Raw genomic sequence first — 13,967 nt, forward strand, 5'->3', positions numbered from 1 at the left:
CGTCAATCCTTTTTCTTGTGCCCATGCGGCCCGCGTTCGACGATCTTTTGCAACCTGTCCGCATAAGACTGCCGCTCTGCGTCACTCATGGCGGTGACGCGAGCCAGCCATTGTGTCTGCAATGCTAGTTGCAGTTCTGCCGTCGCCTGCGACTGTTGCTGCAACAACACTTCAACGGCGACCGGATCGAAGGGCACCCTGCGCAGTGCCAGGCTCAGGGCTTGAAAGTCCTGTCTGCGCCCCCTTAAGTCTTTTTCGCGCAGCGCAGACAGTTCCCCTCGCAACGCTTTGCGGTCATCTTTCGGCAAAGCGCGATACAGCGCAGGACCGAATCCCGGCGGTGCCTCGGTGTGATCTCCATCCTTCAGGCGCAGCACGGTTCCAACTGCAACACCGACAACCAACAGGTTCAGTGCCAATGACGAAACCAGCAAAACCGTCATCCACCGGCGTTTCGGTTTAGGGGCAGCATTCATTCAGTGCTCTCCAGAAAACTCGTGTCATATCCAAGGTCCGCCACAAAAAGGACCGTCTCCTGCGATGCCAGCAGATTGGCGGGATCAGGCAGGAACCCCGGCGCGGAAAAGCCGATCCAGAGCCCCGCCGCACTGGCGGCGATCAAGCCGCCCAACCCCTGCCAGCCACCTACGTTGTCCATCATTCGATGCCAGATCGAAGATTGAGGACGCGGTTCGGGCCTTAGGCGACTGAGGCGGAGTTTTTCAGCATCTGTCTGAATGCGCACGGCCAGATCGTCGGGCAGCGCCGGTCGGTTTTGCCGAGCCTGCGCAAACAAATGATCCAGTTCCAGGTTTTCATCCGTCATCGTCATACCCCAGTTCTTCACGTCGCCCGGCCAAAATCGCGGTCAGACTTCGTTTGCCGCGCGCGGTCAAACTTTCAACCGCTTCTACTGAAATTCCCATGATCCCGGCAATTTCAGGGTTGGGCAACTCTTCGATGTGGCGCAGAATCACTGCCTGCCTCTGCCTTTCGGGCAGCTGAGACAGGGCAAGCTGCAACGCATCCACGCGGGCCTCATCCTGCAGTCGGTCGGCTACGCTGGCTTTGCCATCTTCTGGCTCAGGAATATCCGACAACCTGCCGGGGGACTTCCTGCGCCGAATGTCCACACACAGATTCAACGTCACGCGATACAGCCATGTCGACACTTTGGCCTGACCCGGCACCCATTCCGGCGCCATCTGCCACATCCGCATCATCGCCTCCTGCGTTACGTCTTCTGCCTCGGCCCGATTGCCCAACATACGCAACGCGACGGAATAACAAAGCGGCCCAAGGCGATCGGTTAAGACCCGCGCAGCCTGTGCGTCACCCTCAGCAAATTGGCTCAGCAACACATCGTCGCTGAGAGAGCTCGCGGTGCAACCCGCACCGCGAACATCGTGTAGGTGGGAGGTCAGGTCCTCCACCCTGCATCAGTTGTCGATTGCACCCGACTTGTGGTGCTTTTTCTTATGGTGCCGTCCCATCCGGTCTTTGGCATCGGCAAATTCCTGTTCCGATATTCCACCACTGTTATCTGCATCCATCCGGTCAAACATCTTGTCACCCCGGCGCGGTTTCGGCAACTCGTCCTGGCTTAGGAACCCGTCTTTGTTCGCATCGTTGTTTTCGAACATTTTGGTGACGCGGTCGTTTGCTTTTTTCTGAGCGGCGGCCTGCATCTCCTCAAGGCTGAGCTGGCCGTCCCCATCAGTATCCGCGGCCGAGAAACGCTCGGTGCGATGTGCTTCCATTTCCTGCTGTGTCACTTGACCGTCGCCATTGGCATCCAATTCCTGAAAGGACACTGGCTCACGACCACCCGGGCCAGCCGCCAGAACAGACGTGCCGGTGATTGCAACACCCGACAGGACAATCGCCGTGATGAACTTTGCGTTTTTCATTTCGGTTTTCCCTTGTTGACGCGGCCTGAGTGCCGCTGCTCATATCCATTCAAACGCGCGAGACAGGGAGTTCCGTCGCAGTGCCAGCAACTTTTTTTGAACCATCTCGGTATTTCACGACGTGGTTCACCTTAGGTGCGTTGCAAAGCGACGCACCCCCCTTTAAAAACCACCCGTTCAGGCGCATTATCCGCCAAAGATTACTGCGCGAGTTATATTATGACGGATCAGACGATCGACACCACAACCCAGAGCGAGCGTGAAACCTGGCCCGCTTTGGTCAAAGGGTTTCGGTGCAAGTGCCCTAGTTGCGGCGAAGGCAAGCTGTTGCACAGCTACCTGAAAGTGAATGACACCTGCTCGAACTGCGGACAGGAACTGTTTCATCATCGCGCCGATGATGGGCCAGCTTATCTGACGATCCTGCTGGTCGGGCATTTGTTGGCCCCGGCCCTGCACGTCTCGTATGTGAACTGGCGCCCGGACCCATGGGTGATGGCCATCGGGTTTTCCATTGCTTGCGTTGCACTGTCGCTGTTTTTGCTCCCCCGTTTGAAAGGCGCTGTGGTCGCCTATCAGTGGGCGCGTCGTATGCACGGTTTTGGCAACGATTCATGAACCGGAAGAAGCGATTGTTTTAGGCATGATGACCGACAAGACCGCCATCCGCGACGCCGCAACCGTCATCGTTTTGCGGAACAGGTGGACCAATCCGTCGATCCTGATGGGTCAACGTGGGTCCAAGGCTGTGTTCATGCCCAACAAATTCGTGTTCCCCGGTGGAGCGGTCGATCCGGCGGATGCGGATGTACCGCTTGCGACCGCACTGCCTGACCTGTGTTCTGAGCGGTTGGCGGAACAGGCGGAATCCGGAAAACAACACGCCCTTGCTGCGGCAGCAATTCGCGAGCTTTGGGAAGAAACAGGACTTGTCCTGGGCCAGACAGGACGCTGGCCGGGCAACGTTCCTGACGACTGGCAAAGCTTTTCCGCCATGGGTTACGTGCCGTCGGCCGCTGCGCTGCAATTTGTTTTTCGCGCAGTCACACCGCCCGGCCGCCCCCGCCGGTTCGATGCGCGGTTTTTTCTGGTCGATGCCGATGCGCTGCAGGGCGATCTGGATGATTTCAGCCATGCCTCGGACGAGCTGTCGCATCTGCAATGGGTGGAACTGGATCGGGCGCGCGACCTGGATTTGCCGTTTATCACCGAGGTTGTTCTGGCCGAGGTCGCAGCCCGGGTGACCTCACCCGAGCCGCCAATATCGGTTCCGTTCTATCAGAACAACGAAGAAGCCAATCTATTCCTGCGGCTCAGAGGCTATCCAATGCCCGAGCAGGATTGACCGGTCAGTTTCACCGCATCCGGCTGACAACTACCGTCACTTCGGGCTTTTTGCCGATTTCCGCTTTTGCCGTCTGACGCACGATCCGGCGCATTTCGTCTTCAAGCTTGTCGTCATCCCGTAGGGTCTTGGCTGCCGCCCGCATCAGGAACTGGTTCAGGTCTTCTTCCAACACCTCGACCAATCCGGCCCGGGACGTTCCGACCTCGGGCAGACCCATCGTATCGCACCACGGTTCGCCCAGCGGCTCGTCTTCTTCGTCCAGAACGACTGTCACAGTTACGTGGCCGTTCAGCGCCATGCGAATACGGTCACGTACCACACCGTCCATCGCACCGATTTTCACCGTACCGTCCAGATAGGTACGCCCGGTTTCGACATAGTCGACCACCACGGGTGCATTGCCGCTGAGATCCAGCATGGTGCCGTTCACGGCCAGCACGCCCGTTCTGCCACCCTGCTCAGCCAGTTTGACATGCTCGCGCAGGTGCCGGTGCTCTCCATGCATTGGGATCACAACTTGCGGATCGATCAGCGCGTGCACCTTCTCAAGATCGGGCCGGTTCGCATGGCCAGAGACATGATAGAGGCCCGAGCTGTCATCCACTACATCCACGCCCTTTTCACTGAGCTGGTTCATGATGAAAATCACGCCACGTTCATTTCCGGGAATGGTTTTTGACGAGAACAGGAACAGGTCGCCTTCGGACAGTTCCAGACCACGGTACTTGCCGCGGGCCAGTTGCGCGCTTGCCGCACGGCGTTCGCCCTGGCTGCCGGTCACGATCAGCATCAGGTTCTGGCGCGGCAGGTCCAGCGCCTCTTCCGCGCTGATCACCTTGGGGAAGTCCGACAGGATACCGGTTTCAGTCGCGGCCTCGATCATCCGCCGCATTGCGCGCCCCAGCAACACAACTGAACGCCCCGCGCGTGCGCCCGCCTCGGCCAATGTTTTGACCCGTGCCACGTTCGACGCGAAGGTGGTAGCCACAACCATACCCTCGGCGTTTTCGACTAGCTTTGTAATCTCTGGCCCGACCTCGGATTCCGAACGGCCCGGATGCGCCGAGAAAACATTCGTGCTGTCGCAAACCAACGCCTTGACACCCGGCTTGGCAATCTCGGCCCACAGGTCGGGATCGAAGGGTTCGCCCACGACCGGGTTTGCATCCAGCTTGAAATCACCCGAGTGCACCACGCGCCCTGCGGGCGTGTCGATGACCAACGCAGCACTTTCCGGGATCGAGTGTGAAACCGGAAGGAAACCGACGGAAAACGGTCCGACTGAAACCGTTTCAGGCCAAGCGGACACGGTTGTCACCGCATCGGTCGGGTGCGCATATTCTTCCATCTTGCGACGCGCGATATTGGCCGTGAAAGCCCGGGCATAGATCGGAGCTCCCAGTGCCTCATAGCAATGAGCCACCGCGCCGACATGATCTTCATGCGCATGGGTGATGAAAACGCCATCCAGCCGGTCAACGCGTTCTTTCAACCATGAAATATCCGCGTAGATCAGGTCGACGCCCGGAGTTGTGTCCATATCGGGAAAGGTGACGCCCAAATCCACCAGGACCAGGCGTTCCTGCCCGGGCTGACCATATCCGTACACATAGGCATTCATGCCGATTTCGCCCGCGCCACCCAGCGGCAGGTAGATCAATCTTTCACTGCTCATATCGAGCCATTTTCCTTGTTGTAGCGATGAATCACGGTCAAGCCGTGCATCGTCAAATCATCTTCGATTACGTCGAACCCCACGTCGGCCTGATCGAACAAGGGGGCCAACCCTCCGGTTCCCACGACTTTCATCGGCATTCCATATTCGGCCTTGATCCGTGCGATCAGCCCCTCGATCAGACCGGAATATCCCCAATACACGCCCGACTGGATACAACCAACCGTATTTGTACCGATCACCTTCTCTGGTCGCGTGATGTCGATATGCGGCAGTGCGGCTGCGCCCTGATGCAAAGCCTCAAGGCTGAGGTTAACACCCGGAGCGATGACGCCCCCTACATAGGCACCGTCCGCGGCGACAACGTCGAAATTTGTTGCGGTACCAAAGTCCACCACGACGACATTGCCGCCATGACGGTCAAATGCGCCAACCGCGTTGGCCAGTCGATCCGGGCCCGGCACAGTTCCTTGATCCACGCGCGGCGGCACGGGCAACAGGCAGTCCGGCCTTCCCACCACCAGCGGCCTGCACCCAAAAAAGCGATCAGCAAAGATGCGCAGGTTAAACACGACGCGCGGCACAGTCGAGGCAATGATGACATCCGAGATATTCGCCTCAATCCCGTAATGTTTCACCAGCGTCGAATACCAGGTGAAATAGGCGTCCGCCGTGCGTGCGTGATGGGTCGAGGTACGCAGGGTGCACAGAAATTCCTGACCGTCCCAGATTGAGAAGACTGTATTGGTATTGCCGCAATCAATGGCCAGAAGCATTTGCGCCCCTTTCAGAAATAGACATCCGCCGCAGGAATGCTCACGCGGCCTTTGGCGGTGTTTAAGACAAGGTTACCGCTTGCGTCTACCGTTTCGAAGGTCCCAACCGTCTCGGACGTGCCGGTACGGGCCGTGATAACCTCGCCCAGCCGGGCAGCACGGGACAGCCACGCAGTGCGAATGGGTTCGAACCCGTAGGTAACAAACTGAGTTTCATATTTGGCATAGGCCGAGGCAAGCTCGGTCAGAAAATCCTCGGGCGTGACGTTTGCACCGGTTTCCGACAACAGCGAGACGGGACGGATCGCGCCCGGTTCTACCACGTCGGCGTCTGGGGCGTTGGCCAAATTCACGCCAATACCGATCGACAGATGCGTTACACCGCGCCCCTGACCGGCGCTTTCCAGCAAAATACCAGCAAGCTTACCACCGTTCAGCAGTACGTCATTGGGCCATTTCAACGACAGCCCCGCCGCACGCCCTGTCACAGAGACGCAAGCGTCAAACAGAGCCAGTGCCGCAACAAAACTGCGCAGTGCCGCCTGTTCTGGTGCACCTTCGGGGCGCATCAAAAGGGTCGCGGCAAGGTTGCCCATGGGGTTGGCCCATGACCGTCCGCGTCGCCCACGCGCAGCCGTCTGATGATGCGCCATGATCCAGACAGGACCACGGGCATTGGGGGCAATCCGCGCCGCTTCGTTGAGTGTGCTATCGACTTCCTGCACCTCGTGCAGGCCATAGCCTTTTGGCCACTTGGTCATATCAAAAAGGCCCGGTCACGCGACCGAGCCCCTCTCTCAGATTGTTCAAAACGTTCAGTTGACAAGAGTCGCCGCCGCGGCAGCGGCCGCGCCCTCAATCCCGAACTGATAGAAGACCCCGATCAGCATCAGCGCCGCGGACCCCATCAGGGCGACCCATAGAACGGGTGTCGACCGCGTTTCGATCGGGTCCTCGTTCTCGGCCCCGAAATACATGTAGAACACGATCCGCAGGTAATAGAAGGCGCCAATTACCGATGCGATGGCTGAGACCACAACAAGGCCTGTCAAATCGGCACTTACACCAGCCCGCCAAACACCAAACTTCGCAAAGAAACCCAGCATCGGTGGGACACCGGCAAGCGAGAACATCAGGATCAGAACAGCAAGGGCCTTGCCCGGATCACGTTTGGAATACTGGCGCAGCGCATCAATGTCAGTGACGGGTTTGCCGTCGCGTTCCATCATCAGGATAAACGCAAACGTGCCAATGTTCATGGTCACGTAAATCGCCAGATACATCAGCATCGCCTGAATACCCAACTCGGTGCCAGCCGCCAAACCGATCAGCGCATAGCCCATATGGGCAATCGACGAGAACGCCATCAGTCGCTTGATGTCGCGCTGACCAATTGCGGCAACCGCCCCCAGCAGCATTGACAGCACCGACAGCAGAACAATCACTTGCTGCCAGTCTTTGACCACGCCTCCGAAAGCGTCATGCAGAAGACGTGCAAACAAGGCCATTGCCGCGACTTTCGGCGCGGTGGCAAAGAAGGCCGTAATTGGCGTCGGCGACCCTTCATAGACATCCGGTGTCCACATATGGAACGGAACCGCCGAGACCTTGAATGCCAGACCCGAGATCAGGAAGATCAGGCCAAACAACAGACCAACCGAGACGTCCCCATGATGGACCGTCTGAATAATGCCCGAGAACAGTGTCGTGCCGGTGAACCCATAGACCAGCGACGCACCATACAGCAGCAGACCTGAACTGAGAGCGCCCAGAACAAAGTATTTCAGCCCTGCTTCGGTTGATTTCGCACTGTCACGACGCAGCGCGGCAACAACATACAGCGCAAGGGATTGCAGCTCGAGCCCCATGTAAAGAGACATCAGATCGCCCGCGCTGACCATCATCATCATACCAACGGCAGCAAGCGCAACCAGCAGCGGATATTCAAAGCGCAGCAGACCCCGGCGTGCCATGTATTCCTGGCTCATCACCAGTACGGCGCCTGCCGACAAAAGGATGGCAACTTTGGCAAAACGCGCGAACCCGTCATCTACGAACATGCCGTTGAAGGCCACGTTGGTGCCACTGCCCTGGGTAGCGATCCAGATCGCCAGGACCGCCATCAGGCCCGCCGTGGTCCAGACCAGAACCGAAGCCAGCCCGTCTTTCGACGTGTAGACTGCCCCCAACAGAGCCACCATCGCATAGATCGCCAGAACGATTTCCGGCAGGATAATTGTCAGATCAGCCTGGATCATGTCTCCAAAGCTCCCTTAATGCGAAGCGGCAGTCTGGGTCGCAGCCTCAGCCGCGGCCAGAGCCGTGTCATAGTTCGAAATGAGTGCCGTCGTCGATTGCCCGATCACATCGGTCACCAGCGACGGGTAGACCCCCAACAGGATCGTCATCACGATCAGCGGGGCAAAAATCAGCCGCTCGCGAGAGCTCATGTCGGTCATCGCCTTCAGGCTTTCCTTGATCAGGTCCCCAAAGACAACGCGGCGGTAGAGCCACAACGCGTAGGCTGCCGAGAAGATCACACCGGTCGCCGCAACTGCAGTCACCCAGGTGTTAACCTGGAATGTACCCATGAGTGTCAGGAACTCACCAATAAACCCGCTGGTGCCCGGCAGTCCGACATTGGCCATGGTGAACAGCATGAAGACCAGCGCATAGGCGGGCATCCGGATGACCAGACCGCCATAAGCCTCGATATCGCGGGTGTGCATCCGGTCATAGATCACGCCGACACAGAGGAAGAGCGCAGCAGAGATGAACCCGTGGCTCAGCATCTGGAAAATCGCGCCGTCAATGCCTTGCTGGTTCGCAGCAAAGATGCCCATCGTGACAAAGCCCATATGCGCCACCGAGGAATACGCGATCAGCTTTTTCATGTCTTCCTGCACCAGTGCCACCAGCGAGGTATAGACAACCGCTATGGCTGACATCCAAAGCACAAGATCAGTCATCACCGCCGTGCCAACCGGGAACATCGGCAGGCTGAACCGCAGGAAGCCGTAGCCGCCCATCTTCAACAGGATCGCCGCCAGCACGACCGAGCCCGCCGTCGGCGCTTGAACGTGCGCATCGGGCAACCAGGTGTGCACCGGCCACATCGGCATTTTCACCGCAAAAGATGCGAAGAAGGCCAGGAACATCAGCGTCTGCATACCGCCGGTGATATAGATGCCCAACACGCTGAAACTCTCGGATGCGAACTGATGGGCCATCAGCGCCTCGATATCCGTAGTGCCTGCGTCAGCATACATTGCGACCATGGCTACCAGCATCAGCACCGAGCCGAGGAAGGTGTAAAGGAAGAACTTGAAGCTGGCATAGATACGGTCCTTGCCGCCCCAGATCCCGATGATCAGGAACATCGGGATCAGACCCGCCTCGAAGAACAGGTAGAACAGCACTAGGTCCAGCGCCATGAACACGCCCAGCATCAGCGTTTCCAGCAGCAAGAAGGCAATCATGTATTCCTTGACGCGGTCTGTCACATTCCAGCTGGCCAGAATGGTCAGCGGCATGATGAAGGTGGTCAGCAACACAAACAGAACGCTGATGCCATCCACACCCATCTTGTATTTCAGACCCATCAGCCATTCACCCTCTTCCACCATCTGGAAGCCGGTGTTCGAAGGATCAAAGCCTGTGTAGATGCCAATTGACACCAGAAACGTCACAGTTGTCGCCAGCAATGCAATCCACTTGGCGTTGCGCTGCGCTGCGACATCGCTGCCGTGCAGGAACAGCGCCAGAATGCCTGCTGCGATGGCGGGGATAAAGGTGACAATAGATAGGATATTGTCCATTAGTGTGCGCCTCCGCCGATCGACATCCAGGTGACAAGGGCCGCAATGCCCAATACCATCCAGAAGGCGTAAGTAAAGATGTACCCGGTCTGCGCCTTGCCTGCGAGGCGGGTGAAGAAGGGAACAACGCCCATTGCAACCCCATTCAGGAAGCCGTCGATTGTATTGCCGTCACCGCGTTTCCACAGGAACCGGCCAAGGGCGACAGTGGGTTTGACAAAGATCGCGTCGTAGATTTCGTCGAAATACCATTTGTTCAGCAGGAACAGGTACAGCGGGCGCTGATTTGCGGCCAGACGTGCGGGTAGCGACGTGTTCACGATGTAGAACCAATAGGCCACGATAAAGCCAAGCACCATCGCCACAAATGGCGAAACCTTGACCCATTTCGGAGCCGCATGCGCATCGTCCAGAATGTGGTTGTCCGGCGCCATATAAAGCGCCCCTTCACCTGGCTCACCCGCAAACACATAATGGTGGTCTTCGCCCACTGCGGCATTCTCACCATGCGCGGCCTCATCAGCATGGCTGTCATCGGCATGGCTGTCTTGGCCGTGCGACGCATCCGCCGCCGCGTGATCACCGGCCTCGGCATGCTCTGAAGCTTCTGCAACCGGAATACCATAGAATTTGCCGACCTTGTCGGCATGGCCAAAGAAGTTTCCGTACCAGATCATGCCCGCGAATACCGCACCCAGCGACAAAACTCCCAGCGGCACCAGCATGACCATCGGGCTTTCATGTGCGTGATCATGCGTATGCTTGTCCCCGCGCGGCTCTCCATAGAAGGTCAGGAAGATCAGACGCCAGCTGTAGAACGAGGTGAACGCCGCAGCGACAACCAGCAACCAGAAGCCATAGCTTGACCCGCCCGCATAGGCGCTTTCGATAATTGCGTCCTTTGACAGGAAACCGGCAAACCCAAAGGTGGTCAACGGGATGCCAACACCGGTAATCGCCAGGGTGCCGATCATCATCGCCCAGAAGGTATAGGGGATCTTTTTGCGCAGACCGCCATACTCGGTCATCTCCTGTTCGTGATGCATCGCGTGGATCACGGAACCGGCCCCAAGGAACAACAGCGCCTTGAAGAAGGCATGCGTGAACAAGTGGAACATCGCTGCCGAATACATGCCGACGCCCGCCGCCACAAACATGTAACCCAACTGGGAACAGGTCGAATACGCGATGACACGTTTGATATCGGTCTGAACCAGACCAACAGTGGCCGCAAAGAACGCAGTCGAGGCCCCAAGAACAGTGATGAACCCTGTCGCGCCCGGTGCGAACTCCATCAGCGGGGACATGCGGCAGACCAAAAAGACGCCTGCGGTCACCATGGTCGCAGCGTGGATCAGCGCTGACACAGGCGTCGGGCCTTCCATCGCGTCCGGCAACCAGGTGTGCAGGATCAGCTGCGCGGATTTACCCATCGCACCGATGAACAGCAGAACACAGATCACCTCGACCGCGGTCCATTCGCCCCACAGGAAATGTAGCTTTTCTTCTGCAAGCGCGGGTGCCGATGCGAAAATGTCCGAAAAGTTGATGCTGTCGGTCAGGAAGAACAGCGCGAAGATGCCCAGAGCAAAGCCAAAATCGCCCACACGGTTGACGATGAACGCTTTCATCGCCGCAGCATTTGCCGACGGCTTGCGATAGTAGAAGCCGATCAGCAGATACGAGGCAACACCCACGCCTTCCCAGCCAAAGAACATCTGCACAAGGTTGTCCGCCGTCACCAGCATCAGCATCGCGAAGGTAAAGAAGGACAGATAGGCAAAGAAACGCGGCTTATAGCTTTCGCCTTCGCGCCATTGCGGGTCGTGATCCATGTAGCCAAAGCTGTAGAGATGCACGAGCGCCGAAACCGTGGTGACCACGATCAGCATGATGGCGGTCAGCCGGTCCAGACGGATGGCCCACGAGGTCGAGAGCGACCCGCTTTCGATCCAGCGCATGATCTCGATCTGTTGTGTGAGCCCGTCGAACGAGAAGAACACGAGCCATGACAGCAGACAAGCCAGAAACAGCAGGCCCGTGGCCGTCCACATGGCGGCCTTCTCGCCAATGAATCTCCAGCCAAACCCGCAGAGCAGCGCGCCCACCAGCGGGGCAAAGAGGATGGTGGTTTCCATGTTCTCTTACCCCTTCATCATATTGACGTCTTCAACCGCGATGGTGCCGCGGTTGCGGAAGAAGCAGACCAGAATGGCCAGACCAATCGCCGCCTCGGCCGCCGCAACGGTCAGCACGAACAGCGTGAACACCTGCCCGACCAGATCGCCAAGGAAGCTGGAAAACGCCACGAGGTTGATATTCACCGCCAGCAGCATCAGCTCGATGCTCATCAGCAGGATGATGACGTTCTTGCGGTTCAGGAAGAGACCGAAGATGCCGATGACGAACAGCGTCGCCGCGACCGTAAGATAGTGTTCAAGTCCGATCATCGTCTTAGAGTCCCTCGAATTTCTCTTTCCCGTTGCGAAGCTCGGGAAACGCCATTGCACAGGCGCAGTTTTCTTTCGATTCAATGTAGTCGTCGATCTGGAATGCCTTTCGCTCAAAGGCTTTTGTTGCCGAAGTCCACGAATAACTTGTTTCAGCAGATGCTAGTACTTGGACAACTTCATTTGCTTCATCGACGCGATCCAAATGAGTACCGTCGAAGTCCCGTTCAAGTTTCGCTACGACGCGCATCGTTTGACCGCTTTCACAAGCCGCAAACAAAACAAACTCAGTATGTGTGCATCCCAATTCGTCGGTGCAGATAGAGCCAATCTCAGAGTAAGAGACAACGCCGTTGCCAACGATTCTGTGGTTCGTCTCGAACACGTGATGCGACATAATCGGAAGAGCTTCGCAAGCTTCGATACCCGCTGCGAAAACAGTCGCGGGGAAAAATGCGAAACTTAGCCCAGGTATCACGGCTTTGAACCTCACAACCCCTGCCCCGGTTTCACGTCCTTCAATTCCATCGCCTTGGCCGGATCGCGCATCATCTGGCCGACGATGTCCTGACGCTTGATATCCTGACGGTGGCGCAGCGTCAAAACGATGGCGCCGATCATAGCCACCAGCAGGATCAGGCCCGCAAGTTGGAACAGAAGAAAGTACTGATCGTAAAGGATGACACCCAGCGCCTCGGTGTTGTGGCGGTCAGTCGGGACCGGCTGCGCCAGATTTTCGGCAGCACCCTGCGCGCTGTCCCAGGCGCCGAAAGCCATGACAAATTGCATCAGGATGACCAGACCGATCAGCAGGGCCAGCGGCATATAGCGCGCCATTTCGGCCTTGAGCTCGGCAAAGTCCACGTCCAGCATCATCACCACGAAGAGGAACAGAACCGCGACCGCGCCGACATAGACGATGACCAGCAGCATCGCCACGAACTCGGCCCCCAGCAGCACGAACAGCCCTGCCGAGGACAGAAACGCCAGGATCAGCCACAGGACCGAGTGCACCGGCTGGCGGCTGATCACCGTGAACAGCCCTCCGGTGATGGCGCTGATGGCAAACAGGTAGAAGGCAAAGACGGTCATTGATCCTCATCCTCGTTGTCGCCCATGACCTCTTGCGCCAGATCCAGCGCGCGGGTCATGGCCGGGATGCCGGCAAAGACCGACATCTGACCGATCGTTTCCACGATCTCTTGTTTCTTTGCGCCCGCTTCCAGCGCATGACGTACGGTCTGGCGCACGGCCGAATCCGCCTGAGCGCCCTGACAGGTCAGCCCGGCCAGCGTCAGCAGCAGGCGAGTTTTGGCATCCAGCCCGTCTTTGTTGACGGTGTTGCCAAACATCATCTCCATGACCTCTTTCGGCATGGTCGGCCACAGCGCCTCGAACCCCTTGGGCGAGAAGCTTTCCATCGCCGGGTTCATCGCCTTGGCCATGTCCTGAGCCTGCTTCATCATCAGCTCGAACGGATTTGTCGGGCTGTCAGTCATCGGTACGGTGCGTCCAGTTCCAGATTGCGCGCGATCTCGGCTTCCCAGCGTTCGCCATTCGACAGGAGTTTTTCCTTGTCGTAGAACAGCTCTTCCCGGGTTTCTGTCGCGAATTCAAAGTTCGGGCCTTCGACGATGGCATCAACCGGGCATGCCTCTTGGCAGAAGCCGCAATAGATGCACTTGGTCATGTCGATGTCATAGCGCGTGGTGCGGCGGCTGCCGTCTTCTCGCGGTTCGGCGTCGATGGTGATGGCCTGCGCCGGGCAGACCGCCTCGCACAGTTTACAGGCGATGCAGCGCTCTTCGCCATTCGGATAGCGGCGAAGTGCGTGTTCACCGCGGAAACGCGGGGACAGAGGTCCTTTTTCGTGGGGGTAATTCAAGGTGGCCTTGGGTGCAAAGAAATACTTCAGCCCCAGTTTCATGCCGACCCAGAAGTCCTGCAGCAGGAAGTACTTGGCGGCGCGGGTGTAATCGATGTTTGCCAT

17 protein-coding genes are annotated in these 13,967 nt (G+C 57.9%); 2 read left to right on the forward strand and 15 right to left on the reverse strand.

Features of this window, described 5'->3' with window-relative positions; all coding sequences use genetic code 11:
- Positions 1-2: 2 nt before the first annotated feature.
- The 4 genes from AC2FPW_RS10400 to AC2FPW_RS10415 are packed head-to-tail and all read right to left on the reverse strand — an operon-like array spanning position 3 to position 1,910.
- Positions 3-476 carry a periplasmic heavy metal sensor gene (locus AC2FPW_RS10400; protein ID WP_480481772.1) on the reverse strand — a complete coding sequence of 158 codons (474 nt, stop codon included), beginning with the start codon at positions 474-476 and terminating at the stop codon, positions 3-5.
- Positions 473-826 (reverse strand): hypothetical protein, encoded by a 354-nt coding sequence (locus AC2FPW_RS10405; RefSeq protein WP_267362789.1) that lies wholly within the window; start codon positions 824-826, stop codon positions 473-475. Before AC2FPW_RS10405 ends, AC2FPW_RS10400 begins: the two co-directional genes overlap by 4 nt.
- Positions 816-1,433: an RNA polymerase sigma factor gene (locus AC2FPW_RS10410; RefSeq protein WP_480486191.1), complete on the reverse strand. Its 618-nt coding sequence runs from the start codon at positions 1,431-1,433 to the stop codon at positions 816-818. Before AC2FPW_RS10410 ends, AC2FPW_RS10405 begins: the two co-directional genes overlap by 11 nt.
- 6 nt (positions 1,434-1,439) lie before the next feature.
- Positions 1,440-1,910 (reverse strand): EF-hand domain-containing protein, encoded by a 471-nt coding sequence (locus AC2FPW_RS10415; RefSeq protein ID WP_267362793.1) that lies wholly within the window; start codon positions 1,908-1,910, stop codon positions 1,440-1,442.
- A gap of 219 nt (positions 1,911-2,129) precedes the next feature.
- Here AC2FPW_RS10415 and AC2FPW_RS10420 point away from each other — a divergent pair, with 219 nt between their 5' ends.
- Together AC2FPW_RS10420 and AC2FPW_RS10425 are read left to right on the forward strand one after the other, a co-directional pair.
- Entirely contained in the window at positions 2,130-2,528 is a 399-nt protein-coding gene (locus AC2FPW_RS10420; protein ID WP_267362795.1) for a DUF983 domain-containing protein, read from the forward strand.
- A gap of 25 nt (positions 2,529-2,553) precedes the next feature.
- A complete protein-coding gene (locus AC2FPW_RS10425) occupies positions 2,554-3,255 on the forward strand; it encodes an NUDIX hydrolase (RefSeq protein ID WP_267362909.1) in 702 nt (233 codons plus the stop codon).
- Positions 3,256-3,265: 10 nt separating this feature from the next.
- On the opposite strand, the gene AC2FPW_RS10430 is transcribed toward AC2FPW_RS10425, so the two are convergent.
- Genes AC2FPW_RS10430 through nuoI form a run of 11 tightly spaced genes read right to left on the reverse strand, consistent with a single transcriptional unit; the run spans position 3,266 to position 13,967 of the window.
- On the reverse strand, positions 3,266-4,933 hold the full coding sequence (locus AC2FPW_RS10430; RefSeq protein WP_496813614.1) for a ribonuclease J: 1,668 nt from the start codon (positions 4,931-4,933) through the stop codon (positions 3,266-3,268).
- Positions 4,930-5,709: a type III pantothenate kinase gene (locus AC2FPW_RS10435; protein ID WP_209504438.1), complete on the reverse strand. Its 780-nt coding sequence runs from the start codon at positions 5,707-5,709 to the stop codon at positions 4,930-4,932. Before AC2FPW_RS10435 ends, AC2FPW_RS10430 begins: the two co-directional genes overlap by 4 nt.
- Positions 5,710-5,720: 11 nt before the next feature.
- Complete coding sequence (locus tag AC2FPW_RS10440; RefSeq protein WP_496813615.1) at positions 5,721-6,470, reverse strand: biotin--[acetyl-CoA-carboxylase] ligase; 750 nt, start codon at positions 6,468-6,470, stop codon at positions 5,721-5,723.
- 54 nt (positions 6,471-6,524) lie between these two features.
- Positions 6,525-7,967: an NADH-quinone oxidoreductase subunit NuoN gene (nuoN, locus tag AC2FPW_RS10445; protein ID WP_480476104.1), complete on the reverse strand. Its 1,443-nt coding sequence runs from the start codon at positions 7,965-7,967 to the stop codon at positions 6,525-6,527.
- A 15-nt stretch (positions 7,968-7,982) separates the two neighbouring features.
- On the reverse strand, positions 7,983-9,527 hold the full coding sequence (locus AC2FPW_RS10450; protein ID WP_480481778.1) for an NADH-quinone oxidoreductase subunit M: 1,545 nt from the start codon (positions 9,525-9,527) through the stop codon (positions 7,983-7,985).
- Positions 9,527-11,665: an NADH-quinone oxidoreductase subunit L gene (nuoL, locus tag AC2FPW_RS10455; RefSeq protein WP_496813616.1), complete on the reverse strand. Its 2,139-nt coding sequence runs from the start codon at positions 11,663-11,665 to the stop codon at positions 9,527-9,529. Before nuoL ends, AC2FPW_RS10450 begins: the two co-directional genes overlap by 1 nt.
- Before the next feature lie 6 nt (positions 11,666-11,671).
- Complete coding sequence (nuoK, locus tag AC2FPW_RS10460; RefSeq protein ID WP_005984024.1) at positions 11,672-11,977, reverse strand: NADH-quinone oxidoreductase subunit NuoK; 306 nt, start codon at positions 11,975-11,977, stop codon at positions 11,672-11,674.
- Between the two features lie 4 nt (positions 11,978-11,981).
- Entirely contained in the window at positions 11,982-12,470 is a 489-nt protein-coding gene (locus AC2FPW_RS10465) for a hypothetical protein (RefSeq protein WP_480683968.1), read from the reverse strand.
- The gene (locus AC2FPW_RS10470) at positions 12,467-13,069 is read right to left on the reverse strand and encodes an NADH-quinone oxidoreductase subunit J (protein WP_496813617.1); all 603 of its coding nucleotides are present in this window, start codon (positions 13,067-13,069) and stop codon (positions 12,467-12,469) included. Before AC2FPW_RS10470 ends, AC2FPW_RS10465 begins: the two co-directional genes overlap by 4 nt.
- The gene (locus tag AC2FPW_RS10475; protein WP_152458579.1) at positions 13,066-13,476 is read right to left on the reverse strand and encodes a carboxymuconolactone decarboxylase family protein; all 411 of its coding nucleotides are present in this window, start codon (positions 13,474-13,476) and stop codon (positions 13,066-13,068) included. The genes AC2FPW_RS10470 and AC2FPW_RS10475 overlap by 4 nt, the downstream gene beginning before the upstream one ends.
- Positions 13,473-13,967 (reverse strand): NADH-quinone oxidoreductase subunit NuoI, encoded by a 495-nt coding sequence (nuoI, locus tag AC2FPW_RS10480; RefSeq protein ID WP_496813618.1) that lies wholly within the window; start codon positions 13,965-13,967, stop codon positions 13,473-13,475. The genes AC2FPW_RS10475 and nuoI overlap by 4 nt, the downstream gene beginning before the upstream one ends.

The sequence above is a fragment of the Ruegeria sp. SATB027 genome (genome assembly GCF_059613825.1).